Annotated in this window: 10 protein-coding genes and 1 riboswitch; of the genes, 1 reads left to right on the top strand and 9 read right to left on the bottom strand. The window is 36.1% G+C overall.

Features of this window, described 5'->3' with window-relative positions; all coding sequences use genetic code 11:
- Window positions 1–46: 46 nt before the first annotated feature.
- The 5 genes from HNQ80_RS19500 to HNQ80_RS19480 form a co-directional block, all read right to left on the bottom strand.
- Window positions 47–8,668: a GH36-type glycosyl hydrolase domain-containing protein gene (locus tag HNQ80_RS19500; protein ID WP_243183420.1), complete on the bottom strand. Its 8,622-nt coding sequence runs from the start codon at window positions 8,666–8,668 to the stop codon at window positions 47–49.
- A 74-nt stretch (window positions 8,669–8,742) separates the two neighbouring features.
- Window positions 8,743–11,307, bottom strand: a complete 2,565-nt coding sequence (locus tag HNQ80_RS19495; RefSeq protein ID WP_207727107.1) for a sugar phosphate nucleotidyltransferase — start codon at window positions 11,305–11,307, stop codon at window positions 8,743–8,745.
- Window positions 11,308–11,418: 111 nt separating this feature from the next.
- On the bottom strand, window positions 11,419–12,708 hold the full coding sequence (gene hflC / locus HNQ80_RS19490; protein WP_184312366.1) for a protease modulator HflC: 1,290 nt from the start codon (window positions 12,706–12,708) through the stop codon (window positions 11,419–11,421).
- 11 nt (window positions 12,709–12,719) lie between these two features.
- Window positions 12,720–13,646 (bottom strand): FtsH protease activity modulator HflK, encoded by a 927-nt coding sequence (gene hflK / locus HNQ80_RS19485; RefSeq protein ID WP_184312365.1) that lies wholly within the window; start codon window positions 13,644–13,646, stop codon window positions 12,720–12,722.
- Window positions 13,647–14,000: 354 nt separating this feature from the next.
- Complete coding sequence (locus HNQ80_RS19480) at window positions 14,001–14,681, bottom strand: phosphoribosyltransferase (RefSeq protein WP_330602964.1); 681 nt, start codon at window positions 14,679–14,681, stop codon at window positions 14,001–14,003.
- A 158-nt stretch (window positions 14,682–14,839) separates the two neighbouring features.
- Between HNQ80_RS19480 and HNQ80_RS19475 the strand changes: the two genes are divergently transcribed.
- Entirely contained in the window at window positions 14,840–15,928 is a 1,089-nt protein-coding gene (locus HNQ80_RS19475; protein WP_184312364.1) for a radical SAM protein, read from the top strand.
- Between the two features lie 119 nt (window positions 15,929–16,047).
- Here HNQ80_RS19475 and HNQ80_RS19470 read toward each other — a convergent pair whose 3' ends face one another.
- From HNQ80_RS19470 to HNQ80_RS19455, 4 genes are all read right to left on the bottom strand, one after another.
- Complete coding sequence (locus tag HNQ80_RS19470) at window positions 16,048–16,737, bottom strand: S-layer homology domain-containing protein (RefSeq protein WP_184312363.1); 690 nt, start codon at window positions 16,735–16,737, stop codon at window positions 16,048–16,050.
- A 448-nt stretch (window positions 16,738–17,185) separates the two neighbouring features.
- Complete coding sequence (locus HNQ80_RS19465; RefSeq protein WP_184312362.1) at window positions 17,186–18,082, bottom strand: EamA family transporter; 897 nt, start codon at window positions 18,080–18,082, stop codon at window positions 17,186–17,188.
- A 488-nt stretch (window positions 18,083–18,570) separates the two neighbouring features.
- Window positions 18,571–19,710: a DUF1266 domain-containing protein gene (locus tag HNQ80_RS19460; protein WP_184312361.1), complete on the bottom strand. Its 1,140-nt coding sequence runs from the start codon at window positions 19,708–19,710 to the stop codon at window positions 18,571–18,573.
- 26 nt (window positions 19,711–19,736) lie between these two features.
- Complete coding sequence (locus HNQ80_RS19455) at window positions 19,737–20,459, bottom strand: copper amine oxidase N-terminal domain-containing protein (RefSeq protein ID WP_184312360.1); 723 nt, start codon at window positions 20,457–20,459, stop codon at window positions 19,737–19,739.
- A 117-nt stretch (window positions 20,460–20,576) separates the two neighbouring features.
- A riboswitch (cyclic di-GMP riboswitch) is annotated at window positions 20,577–20,664 on the bottom strand.
- Window positions 20,665–20,725 lie beyond the last annotated feature (61 nt).

The raw sequence follows: 20,725 nt of genomic DNA, 5'->3' as shown, positions 1-20,725 counted from the left end.
CTCGTAATGGCATACGAGAACAGCATTTTACTTTTTAAATCAATCATTACGCATCACCTAAAATAATCTCTATGCTGTGTTGGTTTTTATCGTTCACTAATGAAATTTGTTTCTCTTCAACTTCTTTACCATCCAAACGTAAGTACTTTACTTTACTATTTACATGGTTTGGATTTTTAACAATAATCGTATAGTTTGTATCTATATATTTATACTTCATGCTATATTCTAGCCAGTCCTTTGGAATACACGGATCTATGGTCAGCTGATTTCCATGTTTCTTGAATCCTAAAATATGTTCTAATCCAACCTTATACATCCATCCTGCAGCGCCAGTATACCAAGTCCAGCCGCCTCTTCCCACATGGGGACTGACAGCATAAACATCTGCTGCCATCACATATGGCTCTACTTTATATGTAGCACACTCTATAGGCGTTCTTGTATGATTGATCGGATTGATGAGATGATATAACTCCCAAGCTTTGTCACCTTCGCCCATCATAGCAAAAGCGTTGATAACCCATGTTGCTGCGTGGGTGTACTGCCCCCCATTTTCCCTCACTCCTGGCACATAACCTTTGATATATCCAGGATTTTGATCACTTTTATCAAATGGCGGTGTAAAGAGCTGTATTAACCCTTCCTCTTTTTTTATCAGATACTGCTCTACTGCCTTCATTCCTTCTTTTGCTCTTCTCTCTCTTCCACCTTTCGAAATAACTGCCCATGATTGAGCAAGGGAATCAATGATACATTCCGTGTTTTTGGACGAACCTAAGGGACTGCCGTCATCATAAAATGCTCTTATATACCATGCTCCATCCCATGCATTTTCTTCCATTGCCAGTGCAATTTTTTCAGCAATTTCTAGATATCTTTCTCCTCTTTGTGAATCATTCATTTCTTTACAAATAGGTGCAAATTTCATTAAAGTAGAATAAATAAACCAACCTAACCAAACACTCTCTCCCTTGCCCTTATTTCCTACTGTATTCATTCCATCATTCCAATCACCTGAACCCATAAGCGGTATCCGGTGCTCCCCAAATTTCAGTGATTTTTCTATCGCTCTGATACAGTGGTCATATACAGAAGCCTTCTCCTCAGATATTCGGGGTATTCCATATCTTTCGTCCTCGTGTTCTCTCAATGGCTCTTCTTCAAGGAAGTGAATTTCTTCTTTCAATATTTCATAATCCTCTGTGATATAGATATACTCGGCAGTCACAAATGGAAGCCACACCAGGTCGTCGGAAAATCTCGTCCGTATGCCTTTATCTCCAGCTCCTGGATGCCACCAGTGTTGGACATCCCCTTCAACAAATTGATGAGCACAATGTCTCAGAATTTGCTCTTTTGTAGCTTCAGGGAAAACAAGAACTGCATTCATTGTATCTTGCAGTTGATCTCTAAAACCATAGGCGCCACCTGACTGATAAAAGGCTGATCTTGCCCAAACCCTACAAGCTATGGTTTGATACATTAACCAATAGTTCAGCATGAAATCCATGGATAGGTCTGGTGTCTTCACTTGAATGATTTCTAGTAATTCCATCCAATAGTTCTTTACGCTTTCCAAGGCTTCTTTACAATTCAGGATACTTTTATATTGATCAACAACTTCATAAACTGTCTTCACTTCTTTGGCTTGTCCAAATAAGAACAGTAACTCCTTTTCTTCATTTTCACTCATCTCAATTTCAGCCTGAATACATACGCAAGGATCATAGCCTGCCCCTGCTGTATTTGAAAGGCACGTTCCCTTTAACGCCATTGGATTAGTCAAATCACTATTGACTCCAACGAATTCAGCACGATCACATGTATAAGATACAATTTTTTCTGATGATCCTACAAAGGCTATTCTTCCTGGAAAATCAGAATTATAGGAGTTCTTAACCAATATTACTTCTTTGCTTGTATCCATCTCAGTCGTAATAAACTGTTGCGTGAACTGTTCATTCACGCCTAATACTGGTCGGAGATAATAGGTAATAGTAAACTTTCTTCTTGCATTAGAAATATTTTTTAGTTTGATAAAATTGATCTTTACAGACGCTTCAACAGGTACAAACATGGTAAGCTCCTGTCGAATACCATGGCTATTATGCTCGAAAACAGAATACCCTAGCCCATGCCGTATCGTATAGCTTCCCTCTTCACGTATTGGCAGTGGCGTAACAGACCAAGATTCTCCCGTTTCATCGTCGGTGATATAAATAATCTCTCCTGGTGTATCTGATATAGGATCATTAGACCATGGCGTCAACTTATTTTCTCTACTGTTTTCAGACCATGTATATCCAGATCCATTCTCGGATACCTGAAAACCGAATTTATTGTTCCCAATAACATTTATCCAAGGAGCTGGCGTTTGTATATTCTCTTTTAGTCTAATAATATACTCCTTTCCAGCTTTGCCAAAACCACCATATCCGTTAAAATATTTTGTATCTAGAGGCTCATCATTACTAATATAAGTAATACGCTTCTCACCAAATTCTTTTTGTTCCAGGGGCATAGCTTGATAATTATCTAATTGAATTTGTTTATGAATTGATTCCCCTTCACCTTTTAGTACAATTCTAGCTGCAGTATACAGCAATATCCAATCCTCTTCTGGCATTATGTTCGCATTGTGGATAAAAATTCCTCCGGGTTTGTCCAGCATGTGATTTCCATTACTTCCCAACACCACGTCATGGATCAATTGCTGTAATGGTTGTAGGTAATTGCTCTCATCCTCATTCAATATAATAAGATCTACGTTTAGTCCCTTTGTCCTCCAATATTCATGGGCTTTAAGCAATTTGCGAACAATATCTATGTCCTCTGTTCGCTTAATACTTACAAGCACAATTGGAAGATCTCCTGATATTCCATATGCCCAAAGACCTGATTGACCTTTCCAATTTTTCATCAAAATCTTCTCATTTTTTCGTCTTAACGGACTTAAATAAATAATTTGTGAAAGCATATCCTGATAGGTCATGATTTCCTCTGCCTTCAAATTAAGATAGGATGCTTCTACTTCACTTCTCGTAATGGCCAACTGGAATGTTCTGAGAACAGCGGCATAATCACGGTACTTCTGAGCTAATTCAATGGCTTCATCCCTATGATTTGCAACACCTATAATATAGGATACAACTGCATTCTTACCAGATTCTATTCTGATTTTTCTTCGTAAACTCATAATTGGATCTAAGACAATGCCCACCGTATTTGTAAGTGGTTGCGTAGATGCAATAGGATTTGAAATAGTTCTTCCTCTACCGATGAAATTTCCTCTGTTGGTTTCATATTGCAATCCACCAACCGTTTCACCTTCAACATTTACAGAGTGAAAAGCCCATTTGGTTACTTGATGCTCCTCTCGAGGTCTCCTGGAAGCGATCAAACAGGCATATTCAGGAACTAATTCAGTTCTGACAAATAAATTGCTGAATGCTGGATGGGCAATATCTCCCGACTGTGATCCGATCACTGTTTCAAAATAGCTCGTTATTTCAAGATAAACCGGCTCATTTCCATGATTTGTAAGAGTAATTCTTCTGATCTCCACATTGTCTTCCGTTGATACAACAATTTCCGTATGGGTAGTAATATTCTCATCTGTCCTCAAAAATTCAATCTTATCCTGTGAAAATATCGCTTTATATCCATCAGGTTCTTTGTTTATTGGCTCATAAGTAGCTGACCAAACCTCATCTGTCGATAGATTATGAACAAAAACATATGTCCCGTATTTTCCTGTAATTCGGTCTTCTCTCCATCTTGTAACCTGAATATCTTCCATTTTGCTGTATCCATTACCTCCATTAGTAACCATGACAGCATATCTTCCATTGGAAAGCAAGTGACATTTCGGAACGATTTCATCAGGGATTCCATAATTTCTAACAACCTTCTCAACCCTTGTATCAACATCTTTTAAAGGCTCAATCTGTTCCTTGTATTCTTTTGTAATAATCACTCTTAAAGGAACCTTTTCTTGAAGTAGGATTTCACCGACTTTTATCCGCGGATCAGCATGAAATCTATTTTGCATAACATTTCCATGGAGATAATTATTCAGCGCAGTAAAAATCATTCCCTGATGATGGGCCATAAAGCTCTGAATGATTTCCTTTTTCCTACCAGGAGACAATCTTTTTAGGGTATAATCCACCGCTTCATAAAGTCCGTAATCTCCTTCAAGTCCATCGGCTAATAATTTTTTCAAGTTCTCTATCACTCCCTTTGCATCAAAGGGAAGTGCCAGAATTGTAGAATATGGAGAAACAACCATATCATCAATAAGCCCCCGCTTCAATCCCAGATCAGGAACTCCAAAAGCCTTGTACTGATAATTTAATACCATGTCAAAGGCATAATATCCTGATTCAGAGACTCCCCAAGGTACATTTCTTTTATCCCCATATCTTTTTTGTGCCTTCACAACAGTTGCATAGCTCTCATCCATGAGGGTATTCTCAAAATTTTTCATAATAATATTCGGCATAAAATATTCAAACATCGTACCAGTCCATGAAACAAGTCCCCTATATCCATTGATCACAGATAAGGCTCTGCCTAACTTGAACCAGTGTTTTTTTGGTATTTCTCTGCGTGCTATTGCCAAATAACTTGTTGCTCTCGCTTCTGAGGCTAAAAGATCGTAATAAGAACTTGTAAGACTTTCTTTTTCCACATCGTATCCAATAGAAAATAAGTTTCTCTTTGAATCATATAAATGTATAAACTGTGTAGTATCAATGATTTGATTTATCCTATTTATCAAATCATCCATTTGTTCGAGGATATTTCCAACGTTACTCTTTAACCTGATGATCTCGGCCTTCAGTTGTACAAGATATTCATTCTCTTTTTCATGATTCTTTACAAGATCTATTAATCTGTCAATCTCATAAATCATATTGCTATAAAGTTTTATTAACCCTGCAAGAGAAATATTCCCTTGCAGTTCTTCAAATTGTTCCTTTAATTCTCTATACTTCTCATCATCAGTAACGAATATTTTTGCATTACTTAAAATTTCTGCATGAGGAAATAGCTGTTCATTTTCTCTTTTAAAATTGACTACCATTTCGTTAATCCTTGTATTTAAGTCTATTCTTCCGTACTGGCCTATCGATAAGGTTTCAAGTAAAATAATCCACTCCGTCAACGAAATTTTTCTACTTCCAATCATTTCATCAATGTATTGTATTTCAAGTTTATCATTTTCTTCCATCATCTCGATTGTATCCTTTAACCCCTGCAGTAGATTTATATCTATCACAGGATTATGTATATATTCTGATAGCCCTTCCTTAACAGCGATTAAATAAGTTACAAAATTTCCGCTGTCTACACTTGATATATAAAACGGCCTCAAAACTTCTAGCGTTCTGGTATCGTACCAATTAAAAAGATGCCCTTTCCACGTTTCCATCCTTTCAATCGTCGAGATGGTCTTCTCTATTTTATCCATCATTTGTATTATCGATATATATCCAAAATCTCTTGCAGATAAAATGGACATCAAAAGAAACCCAATATTGGTTGGTGAAGTTCGATGAGCGACCCCATTGGGCGGGTATACTTGGTAGTTATCCGGTGGAAGGAAATTGTTCTCTTCTCCAGCAAAATCTTCATAATAAGCCCAGGTTTTTCTAGCTATTTTTTTCAATAATTGAGTATCCAGTTCATTTAATAGCTCTACTTTTTTAATAACCTCTCCGCTTACATAGAACGCTACATAAGGAGACGCAAGCCACAACAATACGAGTGGAACTACGTATACAAGATTACTTGGATTTATCCATAACACTAGGAAAAAGATTATAACATCTATTAATACTGCAATTTTCATTCTCTTAAAACAACTGAAAAAATCATTTTTGAGAGTTCTTTCCATATCAGCTGCCGTAATCCATTCAAGCATATTTCTTTTAGAAATATATACTCTGTATAGAGTCCTTACGATAGCATCTGTCATGATATAGGCATGGTAGGGTAAAAACACCAAATTCAGCATTGCTTGATAAAAAGCTGCTTTTAATCCAATAATCAAATTCCCATTTAATTTCTCTCTTATGGATTTGTAATATCTTAATCTTATGTAATCCACAAAACTCATAAAAAGAGGAAAGCAAATTGTAAAAATCCCAAATCCTACCCATACAATTGCTCTTCCGGGCAATACGATTAATCCAAGAATAAAAAGGACCATTAGACTTATAGATACAAGGCTTCTTCTTAGATTATCTAGTATCTTCCATTTCGATAAAGTAGATAGGGGATTTCTAACTATTTCATTATATCGATTATGAACAAAAGGAGTTAGCCATTTTATCAACTGCCAGTCCCCCCTTACCCATCTGTGCTGTCTCATCATAAAAGAACTGTATTTTGAAGGATAACCATCTATGAGTTCAATATCACTAGCTAATCCAGCTCTAATATAGCTTCCCTCAAGCAAGTCATGACTTAACACCGTATTATCCGGTATGGCATCCTTCAATATTTTTTGAAAAATCTTGATATCATAAATACCTTTTCCTGTGAATATTCCCTCTCCAAATAGGTCCTGATAAATATCAGAAAATGCAGTTGTATAAGGATCCACCCCCCCCTGTCCAGCAAAGATTCTTGTAAAGTAGGATTTGTTGGCACTTTCAAGACTAAGACTAATTCTAGGTTGAATTAACCCATACCCCTCCTTGATAACCCCATTCTTTTCATCCATAACAGCTTTATTGAGTGGATGTGAAATGATTCCTATCAGTTCTTTGGCTGTATCAATTGGAAGATTCGTATCTGCATCAATCGTAATGACATACTTAATATGTTTCAAATCAGAAATATCACTGGAGATAATTGTATATGAAGTATTCTTTACACCAGATATCAACTCATTAAATTCAACCAAAGCCCCTCTTTTTCGCTCCCAGCCCATCCACTTATTCTGTTTCTCACAATATTGCCTATCTCTGTGAAAGAAATAAAAAACATCCCTTCCATCAGCATACTTCTTATTCAACTTTTCTATTGCTTCTAGCGCAGTCCGTACGATTAATTGGTCTTCTGGCAGTTCTTTATGCTCGGCATCCTTATAATCACCTACTAATGCAAAGAAGATCCTATCCTCCTTATTTGAGAGATAATACACTTCAAGTTGCTCTAAAAGCTCCTTTACTCTCTTCTCATTTGGCAGTAACGTAGGCATTACGATTATGGTTGCAGTATCTGCCGGGATTCCTTCTTTATACTCAAGTCTAGGTAAAAATGTAGGTGGAAATATATGCAGCAAAGTCCAGTTTATGATCGTTACAGCAATATCACTGGCCGGAATAAAAACTACAATACCCGCCAGCAAGCTGATCACAAAACGATAGGTAACCGAAGTCCCGTAGGCATAAAACATAAAAAGTAGGGTAATGAGTATCGTAATGGTCATAATGGGCGATACATAAACGGATAAAGGTTGATTTTGAAAGCGATCTTTTACGCCCTCAAGTCCTAACTTGCTCATCAGCTCATCTATACCCTTATCGATTAAATAATATCCTACATGGGTTACTTTATTTTCAGGACCTATGTTATTGGCTCTCTCTGCACATTCAATCGCTTTCCATGCAATTTTTGTTTCAGAAATATTATATTTATTTGCTATTTTCTCGATACGATTTCTGTAATAATCTCGTGATTGAAAGTCCATGAGTGGATAAATTCCACTTGGATCTTTCCTTAATATCCCTTCAACGATACTTAGGGTTTCAAAAATATCATTCCAATCTATTGTCCCTACAGTATGAAGGCTAACAATAGAATTTCCTATGGATATTTTTCTGGCAGCCTGTTCTAGATGTTCTTCATCTATTAATTTTTTAACAGATGTATTATACTCGCTTAACTTTTTTTCAATGTAAGTGAGTATTTCCCCCGAATCAATGCCTTCCCTTCTCAACTTTTTCAAAAAATGCTCGATATAGGAGGAACATATCCTATTATTGTTTTCGATTCCTTGTTTAAATGCCTCCACTATTTCATTCGGATATCTTGCAATTACATTTTCTGCATCTCTCCATTCGTTTTGTGTTTGATTTATTTTTTCGCATATATTTCTAATATTCTCGATAAGGGCGATTCTGATCATAAGAGAGAGAGACCAAATTTCTGCAATAGAAAGTATCTTTTGTGATTGATATGCTTCTATAAAATCAATCAGTAATTTTTCGTCGATTCTGCCGTCTGTGTGAGAAATCAACTCAAGGGCTACCCCATATGTCCGTGGGTAGCCTTTCAAAAAACCACTACTCAGTGTATCCAGTTTTATAAATTTGTCTTTCATCAGATTTTGTCTTACTTCTTTTACTTGTTCCTCAATCTTATAGAAATTATCAAGCAGCCATTCTGAAGCAGGAGAGATATCCCTATTCATTTTGGCATCTTCATTAAAGCGCTTGTATACTGAAAATATCATTTTATAATTATTTTCCAATCGATACAAAAGAGCTTGGGTTGACTTATGCTTTCCAGAAACGTTATGGGTTTTAGCAATCTCCTTTGCATGATGATTTAACTCTTCAGGATTCAGTAAAACATCCTTAATACCTATGTATTCATTATTTTCCCTTTTAAAATTTCTTCTATAAAAAGATAACATCTCATGCGTCAACACCTTTCAATCGTACTCTGCATAACATGAATAAAACTTTCAAAATAGATAGGTAATGAAAAAATCAAAGGCGATTACTCCCTCTGATTCTTTAATAAACGTTCTACCTTATCACTGAAGAAAAGTGAAAGTTCCTCAGCATACTCCTGGGAATATCCTTCTGTATATATATTAAATACAGGTCTTTCACTATCAGGAAGAATTAAAGCCCAACCTTTATCATCGAGAATCTTTACCCCCTCAAATAATTCAATGTTTTTTCCTTTGTTCTCTTCTATAATTTCCCTGATAACGCTGCCCTTATGCTTCCAATCACATGCAATTTCATTTTTTATAAAGTAGAAATTAGGAAGTTCATCCACAAGGTCACTTAGTTTTAATCCATTTCCAACGAGATAATCTATGATCATTCCAATTCCCCAGATTGGATGATAGTTTAGAATATACTGAAACAATGCATTATCTTGTGCATTTTCATGACTCAGCATTGTATTCATCATACTCGAAGGATTTGATTTTGATAGTATAACTTCCACATTATGAGATTTCGCGATATTTTCAATCTTATTCGGAACGATATAGGGCAAAACAAGTTTTTGTTTCAGATCATTTTTGATCGTCATAAGTGATACAAAGGCCATATACTTTTCGTTTTCAATAATTCTTCCTTTATTATCTATCAAGATAAAATTTTCTCCGTTTTCATGAACGACTACAGCAAAATCAATATTTTGCCTATGCAATTTTTTCGCTAGCCAAGATAAATATTCATTCATTGTTTTATATTGATTCATTGACCGATCAAACTGAACTTCACATCCAATGTTTTCAAGAAAATCTGATGTAAATCGAAGGATATTTTCGGTTTTTGAAGCGATAAGTATTTTGGGATTTTCTCTTTTTATTTTGGAGATGTTTTTCAATAGGTCTATACCACTTTTTACATACAAGGATGAAAAATGATCGATGTTCACTACATTTTTTATCTTGTCTGCATTACATCTTTCAAAATCTTCTCTATTTAATAGATGCTCGATTTCTCTTTCTATTTTTCTATCTATATTTGCACCATTCTTCGCTACAAGTTCAATATATATTTTATTGATGTTTGTATGATCCGATCTTAGGTGTATACCACCGTTTGCCTTATAATATCTCACTGCAAAACGATTCATCGGTATAACAGTATTGCTTATATTTACTACGCCTGTACCTGTTGAAAGCACTCCTGATATCAAAGAATTTTTAATCAGATAGGATCCTTTAGCGTCGTCACTGCTAACTATAATTGTAGAATCTTCTTCCATCATAGAAGCAAAGGATGCACCTAATCTTGATGCAAATTCAGGAGTAATATCAATATTAATATCTCCAGAAATATCTCTATACCCAAAAATTGTTTTTGAAGCTTTTGTACCCCATACAAGATTCTGATTGATTACTGTATTTTCCTCAATTTTTTTATGCGGCCATATTTTAATATCAGGCTTAACGATTACACCCGCTGATAATACAGTACCTTCTCCAATAACCGAATCTTCATATAAATTTACTCCTTTTTTAATTACCACATTCGAGCAGACCGTTGTTCCACTACAATGAGCATCATCCTCAATAACTGTATTTTTCCATAAGATGCTTCTTTTTAATGAAGTATCTTTTCCTATTTTGCAATTGTTTCCGATGATGGTAAACGCATCAATCTTTTTCGTATTTTTGATGATGCAATTTTTTCCTATGTAAACAGGTGGTATGATTTCAACTTCACTGCTCACAGTAGAGCCTTCACCAATCCAAATCCCTTTTTTAATTTCAATACTGTCCAATTCCAGGTTTACTTTTCCTTCTAATATGTCAAATTGTGTTTGCTTATATGAATGGACATCTCCAATATCACACCAATAATCTTCAGTAACATACCCAAATATTGGTACATTATCTTTTAGTAGTCTTGGAAAAAGATCTTTACTAAAATCAAAATTGTCACCTTTCTTGTAATAGTTTAAGACTTCAGGTTCTAGTATATAGATACCTGTATTGATTGTATCGCTGAATACCTCTCCCCAACTTGGCTTTTCAAGGAATCGTATGATTCTGCCGCTTTCATCTGTAATAACTACACCATATTCTATAGGAACTGGCTCTTTCTTTAATACGAGTGTTGCCTTTGATTTTTTCATCTTATGATATTTTACAGCCTGCTTTATGTCTAAATCTGTTAAGGCGTCCCCGCTAATTACAATAAATGTGTCGTCGAGAAAATCCTCTGCATTTTTTACGCTTCCACCCGTTCCAAGTGGTATTTCTTCGTTAAAATAGTTTAGATGAACTCCCCATTTATATCCATCTGCAAAGTAATCAGTAATAACAGTAGGTAGATATGCCATCGTAACAGCAATATCACTTATTTCATATTTTTTTAATAGATTAATGCTATATTCCATTACAGGTTTGTTGAGAATTGGAACCATTGGTTTTGGTATCCCACATGTAAGGGGTCTTAATCTGGTCCCTTTTCCCCCTGCCATTATTACAGCTTTAATACGGATCACTCCTTTTTCTTTGGTTAAAATGATGTAGAAAATATATCTATCCAAAGATTTAACATTATTTTGTGAAATAAATTTGATAATATTCATCTGCTTAGATTTGAAAACCCGTGTATTCTTTTCTGAATCCCTAATATAAGAATAAGAACCCTTCATTCGCGCTTTCGCGAATGAAGAGTTCTTATTTTTGATTGTGATCACTTATTTCCCACTGCTAAATATTCTTAAGATTTCATTATTCTTGTCAAGATAGATCGTTGTATCGCTGTCGATACTATTCTCATAGGTTTTTAGCGTTCGTAAAAACTCATAAAACTCAGGATCTTTGCTAAAGGCTTCAGAGTAAATTTTTAAAGCTTCTGCATCAGCTTCTCCTCTGACACGTTCGCTTTCTTCAATCGCTGCGCCTATCAAATCTTTCTTTTCACGATCGGTGGCAGCTACTACCTTATTATATTCCTCATCCCCTTCGCTTCTTATTTGCTGTGCTATCGCTTGGCGCTCTTTTATCATCTTATCGTAAGTCGAAGCGATGTTTGCTGGAGGCAATAAGGTTCTATGAATCTCTATATCATCAACTTCTATTCCATATAATGCAATTTTTTCGTTCAATTCTTCTTTACTTTCTTCTAGCTCTTTGTACAGCCTTTCCTTGTTCGTTAAAAATTCTTCACTTGGCAACTTGTTTATCTTTTTGATGATTACTGGATAAATCAAGTTATCTAGCGTAGCATTGGCTTTAGAGAAACCTCCCATACTTACTTCAAACAATCCAGGATGTGTAACTTTGTACTGTGCAAAGAATTTAACCATGTACTGCCTTTTGTCACCTGTTGTTACAAGTTCTTCTGTTGACTCATAAGTAATTAATTTACTGGTATAAGGGTTAATGTCTTGAAGAAAAGGGATCTTGAAGAACAAACCTTTATCTTTTACGATCTCCAGATCTTTAAAATCTGGCTTTAGTGCATTCTGAATGTCGACTGCAGCATTATCCTTACTTACGATTACTTTATTCATGTTTCCCAGTGTTTTTACAACAACCGTAGTAGATTCATCAACCGTAAACGTACATAAATTAAATATAATAATGAGCCCAAATACTACTAAGACTGTGCTCAATGTTTTTTTATCAAAATGAAAGTGATTTCCGATTTGACTGAAATCGATATTCAGCCTACCTAGTTTTGTTTCTGATTTGGCATTACTCACTATGTTCCCCCCTTGTTTCTGTTGATTTTTATGGTGAAGGGTGTTCGTTATAGGTTTATTGTTTTTGTCTACATGTTCATCTGTTTGTTCAGTGGAATTATTAACCGTTTTGAAAAATATCTTTCCGATTTCCTTTCTATTGTGTATTAGTAACACAAGAAGTAATAGTATCAAAGATTTTATAAACCCCAAGAATATTATTGCACAAACAAACAATACAGGCAGATATTTTGGAATAAACTCAGGAAATTTAGAATTAGACTTGCTTCCTTTTACCATAAAACCTCCCCCTACTTCCCTATTGGAATATATTTTATAGCACCGTCTTGTATATCAACAATGTATTTGTTTTTTGCGATCTTTAAAACTTTTTCCATTGTTTCCAAGTACAATCTTTTCTTTGTTCCATTAGGAGCTACTTTGTACTGTTCATAAACTTGCAGGAAGCTTGCAACATCTCCTTTTGCCTGCCCTACTTTTTCTGATTTATATCCTTTTGCATCTTCTACCATTTTATATGCTTCAGCTCTTGCTTCAGGGATTATCGAATTCTTATATTTGTTGGCTTCTTCTAATCTTCCACTTTTTTCGTTTTTGGCGTTATTTACATCGTCGTATGCCGCTTTGACTTCACTTGGTACGCTGATATTTTGAATTTCAACGTTTACTACTTCTATTCCTAAGCCATATTCGTTGACTTTCTTTCTAATCTCAGGCAAAATCTCAGCCGATATTACTTCTTTATTCAGTAAAGCATCATCCAAGCTCTTATTTTGAACGTTACGCCTGATTACACTTTCCAAGGCGAGTCGCAAGGTTCCTATTTGATCGTCAACTTTGTAATGGTAATCATAAACATTCCCTATTTTATATTGTAGAATGAGTTCTCCGTTGACAATATAGCTTCCTTTTGTTAGCAGTAAGGATTCAGCTTGATTGTCAGTATATCCCAATTTAACCGATTGATCATTTTCACCATTTCTCTCTTGGTGCGATATAAATCCATATTCTAACTGATGTAATTCTTCAGTATTGTACTTGATAATACGATCTATAAAAGGTATTTTAAATTTTAGTCCGGTTGTGATTTCTACTTTTACGTTTTCTCCAAATCGTACTACTAAGGCTTTTTCTCCTGTCTTTAAAATATACCAGCAGTTTGAGGCTAGGATTACTCCTAAAATGACGTATAAAAAGATTTTGGATTTTACCTTCATGCACGTTCCCCCTTTTTATATAAATAGATTTTGCAGATCCATAAAGCAATTCCATTTGATCCTCTGCTTTTGTACAGAAAAATTCTCGCAAACATTACTTAGAATAAAATAATTTTGAACTGTATTCTCTACGTCCATATTGATAGTTCCGTATTCTAAATAAATATTTTCACGTATCTTAACATATGCCTTATAAAACATAAATTTTACCTTAAAATGGTAAATCCTATATATACAAAAACGGCCTATGCAGATTCATAGTCCGTTTTTGTATGTTAAAATAAACTTTTCTAGAACATATCTAACGCCATCTTCATCGTTCGAAAGCGTTACAAAATCAGCAACTTCTTTTATCTACCTCCTCAATTCATTCATCATTCGAAATACTTCTTCATCCGTGACCTGCTCAAAATTCATATAATATGCTCCTACAGCATAAAACTCATCAGGTATATGAAGACATATTATTTCATCAACAAACTTCTTAAATTTTTCTATCATATCCTTTGGGCCAACGGGAACAGCTAAAACAGTTTTTGATGCTCCCTGTTTCTTAACCGCCTTCAAAGCAGCAAGTATCGTAAATCCCGTAGCGATTCCGTCATCAATGATGATCACCGTCTTACCCTCAACCTTTGGAAACGTATCGCTGCCTCTGTACTCCCTCATTCTTCGGTGAATTTCTTTAATTTGTTCTGAGATTTCCAGCTCTATATAGGCTTGCGATACACCCAGCATGTTCACATAATGATCATCGAGAAAATAACTGCCATCCGCTGATACTGCTCCTATCGCTATTTCTTTGTTATGGGGAGCACCTATTTTTCTTGGAATAATTAAATCCCATTCGAAATTAAAGCTTTTTATTGGATCATAGGCTACCTCAAGTCCACCTCTCGGCACTGCAAGAACAATTACATCTTCTTTTTTAAATTTTTCCAAATTCTCACAAAGTTTTTTTCCTGCATCATTTCTATCTACAAATATCATTTTACGCACCACACTTTTCAGCTTGTTCAGATAAAGTTTTAGCACAATGAAGCTGATTTATTCCTATGCAGCGAAATCATCGTCATGCTGAAATTTTATGACATCAACATTTTTTCCACTTTTTTCCTATAAAATTTATTGACAACCAAATAGCATATTGATATATTTAGTCTTATCAAAAGGGATTCAAAGGGGTGTTAGAAATGGAGTTTCCTGACATTTTTACTTTTAACAAAAGGATGAATGAAGGAATCAATCGACTATTGGAAAACATACTGAAAGAAAATCTTCGTAGTCCGTCTCAGGTTTCTTTTCTACTTAAGACCATTGCGTCACAAAGGAAGGCAGCGCGAAGGCGAGAAGAATATGAAAACCAAGGGCTGCATATTCCTGCCTTTATGATTGCAAGCATCACCCATCGATGCAATCTGAGATGTGCAGGCTGCTACGCCCATGCACAGCATAGAAATTCCTCTGGAGAAATAGCTTTTGAACGACTAAAAACCATGGTGGGCGAAGCCAGAGAATTAGGTATTTCCTTTATTTTACTAGCTGGTGGAGAGCCTTTGGTGCGAAAGCATGAAATTATGGATATTGCTAATTCATACAGCGATATAATATTCCCCGTATTCACCAATGGCCTCATGATCGATGATGAATTGGTGAAAAACTTACGATCATTAAAAAATATCGTCCCCGTAATCAGTATAGAGGGACTGGAAGAGGATACCGATCATAGACGAGGCGATGGCGTTTATAAAAAACTAAAAACCCTATTTAAAAATCTACAAGAATACCGTATATTTTACGGATGCGCTATCACTGTTACATCAAGCAATCTGAATACAGTTACAAATCAACAGTTTATAAGAGAACTACTTCGTGATCGCTGTAAGCTGTTCTTCTTTATTGAATATGTTCCAGTGGAAGCTGGGACGGAACATTTGATCCTGAGTGATGACCAAAAACAATTATTGATGGAGCGCCTAGATATCCTGAAAGATACTCTTCCCGCGTCATTTATAGCTTTTCCTGGAGATGAGCAATACTTTGGAGGTTGCATAGCTTCAGGACGGGGTTTTGTTCATATAAGTCCGGACGGCAGCGTGGAACCCTGCCCTTTCGCACCATTTTCTGACTCGAATTTGAGGGATAAGACCTTAAAGGAATGTCTAGAATCGGACTATTTGAAAAGAATTCGAGAAAATCATGAATTACTTGTTGAAAATCAAGGTGGCTGTGCTCTCTGGGAGAACAGAGAGTTGATAAAGTCTTATCTTGCAAAAGGATAAAAAAATTCATCAAAACGATCGAGAACTTCGGAATATCAACAACACCCCCCTCGACATTTCTGCCGAGGGGGGTGTTTAAAATTGTAAATAACTCTATTTGCTTTTTTCTTTTATCACATTTATTCTGTTGCAGCCTCCTCCAAATCTATAGCTGGTGCTGGATGTGCCTTGATATATTCAAGGACATTGTAGATTTGTCCTGCTGCTTCTTCACGTGAAATTTTAGCTCTTGGATTGAATTTTCCTTCTGCATCCAGCTGAACAACACCATAAATAAGTGCACGTTGAATAGCACCACTGTAATCCATCGTTATCTGATCTCCATCTGTAATATCAGCTGGAATAATTTTAATCATTGGAAGATTGCTGTGCGCTTCTACAGCTTTAATCAGATGATACGTAAACTCTTCTCGGGTCCATTCTTGACTTGGATCAAGATCGTTAGGAAATTCGAGACCGTTTACAGCAGCAATAATCAAAGCACCTGCATACCAAGCATCATCATTCGCCTTTGTATAGTAATCAGTCGCTTTTGGCTCCTTAATGAATCTTACCGTATCAAGATTCAGCTCTAAAGCATTAACAATAAGTTGAATACCTTCGGCTGCTGTAATTACACTATTAGGAGCAAACAAACCATCAGCAACACCCTTTACATAGCCTTTTTCTTGAAGTACAAGAATCTTCTCTTTTGCATTTATGTCTCCAAGATCTGTAAATGGAATTGCTGCTGCAAAACTATGTCCTGCTAATGTTAATGTTATTACCGCAGCACTACCAAGAGAAATCATTTTAGATTTTATAGCCATTGTCTCACCTCATCTATTTGTTTTTTCTTTCTTATTTTAGACGGACTACATGAACAATGGTTCCCAAATACTATGACTTTATTTTTCTAGAACATTTATTTACAATATTATCGTTATCAATGGCTTCCCCCATGAATCGATTCTAACAGGACATTAAACTTTAACAGAGCCTACTCTAAAGAACAAAGTTGCCTATCGGCAATTTGTTTTCGCTAGGAAACCCTAGGTTTCCTTCGACGGCTGCAAAGCAGCTTCCTGAGGACCTTCCTTAATACGGCAAAGGGGAAAATCCCCTCTGCACACCCCATATCTAGGAAATTGAAGACCATAATTTCCTAGATATTAACAAAAGCCGCATAAAATGCGGCTTTTGAACTATTGTGGATTTAATTAGCAGGAGCGAAACACGCTCCCACAAATCCAAAATTGAGTTAATTGAATAGAAACACTATACCTGCTTCTTCTCTATACTTTTCTCTAACCGTCCGCCAAAAACATTGACTACCAAACCTATCATCACCAGCAGGGCTCCCATAATCTGCCACAGGGAGAATGTTTCCCTCAGGAACAGCACAGCGCTGCTCATACCTATTATCGGAACCAATAGCGCAAAAGGAGAAACCACAGCTGCAGGATAACGAGAAAGTAATTTTCCCCACAGGCCATAACCACCCAAGGATGCAAAATAGGCTAAGTAGATTACCGAAACTACTGTAACCCAGTTAACTGAATGCCATGCTGCCTGCCATGCGCCAAGACCTTCTATGCATAAGGACAAAAAAGCTAGCGGAAATATAGCCACCGCACCTGCCCAGACGACTAAAGATACCATAGAAAAAGGAGGAACTCCTTGAGTAGCCCGACGCATAATTACATTACCAGTGCCCCAGCTAGCAGATGCCGCCAGGGTGAGCCAAAATCCAGCTGCCGTCATACTGCCACCTTGTTGTGATCCTACAACAACCATACCCACAGCGGCTATCATAAGGCCAACGACATGATTCCAATGCCAACGCTCTCCTATCAGCAAGGCTGCAATTACCAATGTGAAAAAAGCCTGGGACTGATGTACAAGAGAAGAAAGTCCCGCAGGCATGCCCAATTTAACGCCCATAAAGAGAAACGCAAATTGCCCCACATTAAGAGTCAATCCCAGCGCAATGAGCCAACGCCAATCTACTGGCGGCCGAGGCAAGAAGAATATGGCCGGAATACATAAAACAACAAAGCGAATCGTTGCCAGCAACAGCGGTGGCATATTCGCCACCCCCATTTTAATAGCAATAAAGTTGAGACCCCACAAAATTGCTACGATGAATCCTATACCTATATCACGTCTATTCAAGAGTATAACCCCCTAAGTATATTAGATTTTAAATAGATTTTTTACTTTTCTTTTTGGGGAACTCCTGACATAGTATTTTAAACTGAATCTTCTACTAAGATAAATTTCATTGATCAGGCTGTTTCCCCATATTAATAAGTCATAGTTGGTGGGGGATTATGGGAAAGTTGATACTGTATGCTTAATCGTTGCATTCTTAATCGACTCCTTTCTAAAATAAATGATATCTCCTTATAATACTCAATTCTATATCACTATATATACCACATGATTTTATTACATTAATTATATTCATCAACTCCAAATAATTCAATATTTTTTAAATATAATTCCTGTATTTATTTGTATCAACAATTGAAAATAAGTTTATATTCGGAACGCTGCTGCTCTTCTCCTAAAAACATAACCTTCTGCAAGTCGCTATTTAAGCAACCTACAGAAGGTCGTGACAGTGTTTTTTCAGTGCTTTCAAATTGTCCTTCCTACTATCAATATGTCTTCGTATTATCATCCGGTTCTAATGACATATTCCAAGGCAAGGTATTATAAGGACTATTTTCGTAATTTATCAATTTTTTGTGTATATCCATACGATATGCGGCACCACTCCCCTGTGTATCGACAGATTCTCCTGACCAAAATTCATAACCACGTACATAGCTTAATCCTATATCATCCCATGAATCAAAGACCTTTTGAACAGATTGTGCAACACCCATGATTATTTCAGTAGCTTCTTCGTAACTCAAATATCCTGCTAGATAACCCCACCCCGTAACACTAACCATTCGAGACCAATCCCATCCAATGATGCCACGATCTCCTAATTCCTTATCATATTTCTTTACAAAATTTATTTCCGCCTTAGCCTGGTCATTAATTTTAATATCTTTCATCATTTCACTAAATTGTTTATCTGTCATTGCGTCTAAAACGTATTTCACCTCTAGATAAACTTCATTATGCATACCCCTATATAGTTGTTGGAGAGTTTTAATGCACTCTTCACGGTCATCTATTCCCCATCCGCTTGACAATAGATCACGATGAAATGATGCAATTGCTGCTGGGGATTCATCCGTGCTTTTGGGTCGCTTCACAAGCGGTCGCCTAGACACGCCACCTAGACATCTGGTTGATCCATTATTTACTGTAGTCAGATTCGCCGCTACTGCATATCCCCACCATAATTGTTCTTGCGTATAGCGAACAGGCTTTTCCTTAATATTCACTATCTTATATTTACTATCCCATGTCACATCTTGGTTAAAAGCTTCTGATATAACCCGCAGTGGTACATATGTATGTCCATCTTTTAATATTGGAGCAACATCAAGTTCAACAGCTACTCCATTTATATATGCAGTCTTTTGGTTAATGATCATCCTTACCTCTACGTCTGCACGTTTCGCTGCTACGGTTTGGGTTTTTCCATCCCATGAAATGATGGCACCTAGAATTTCAAGCACTCCCCTTACTGGTATCATCGTGCGCCCTTCTATCAAGAAAGGAGAAGTGTCCAATTTTGTGAAAAAATCATCAATCCTTATCTTTATATCTTCTTCTGCCCATACATTTACTGTAAAACAGAACATAAATATCAATATCAAGGCTATAATCCTTTTCATCTTATCTATATCCCTTCGAATATTTTCTATTCCACCCTTATTAAATCACCAAGTTTTATTTGTTTGATCAATTCACCAAAATTCTCAGCATCAATCTTTATATCTTCCCCTGACCTTGAAAACGGATCAATATAAAATTGCTTATCTCCATCCTGGGCTAAGATATTATATATCGTTTCCCCTGTCATCAAATTCACTTGATTGTTCACTTTTTTCACAGTGTATACGCCTGGCTGTATATTTCTTCCTGCACTAATGATTGGATATATATTTTTGTCTATCACTATCAGTTTTTTTGCCACATCAATCGTAAGAGTAGGTACTGTTAAATCTGTTATCGTTACAATACCATTTTTATATTCAACATTCTTTTGTAATGTTTCAGATATGAAACGAAGAGGCACCATCGTACGGCCTTCTTTTAATATGGGTTTTGTATCTAAAGTTATAGGTTTTTCGTTTACTGTGATGACCTCATCATCAATTTTTAATAGAATTACATTCCCATCACTCGTTATTTTGACACTACTTTCTTCCTTATTCCATTCTACATTTGCTCCCAGTTCAGTAGCAACAAAACGTATGGGTACTAGGGTGCGGTTATCCGCATTAACATAGGGCTGTACGTCAGGAAATACACATTCCTTACCATCTAAGATAATTTTAATAGGTGTAGCAGCCATAGCGTTGATACTTCCAACAAAGAAAACAATCACTAAACAAAGTATTATTGTTCTAAATAGTTTCATTAAATTTCCTCCCTTATTTTTTAAAATTCTTTCTTGCTGTATTTCCTCAAAAAATAACTAGCGCAATAAGGTAGTCACCTTGTTGCGCTAGCAGTAATAAAATAAAAACCACACTCTTTCGGCAACCTGGCAATCATAGTTTGTGAAAAACCTTAGACCCATAGCTTTGCGTCTCTACCTTTCGATAGATTTGCCATTTTCACTATTTATATGAAAATATTAACATGTAGAATTATAGCATAAAATGTAAAATAATACAATTAAGA

It is taken from the genome of Anaerosolibacter carboniphilus, from assembly GCF_014205875.1.
GTDB classification, from domain to species: Bacteria; Bacillota; Clostridia; order Peptostreptococcales; family Thermotaleaceae; genus Anaerosolibacter; species Anaerosolibacter carboniphilus.
The sequence above is the reverse complement of the archived record's forward strand: the minus strand, read 5'-3'. Positions and strand labels throughout refer to the sequence as shown.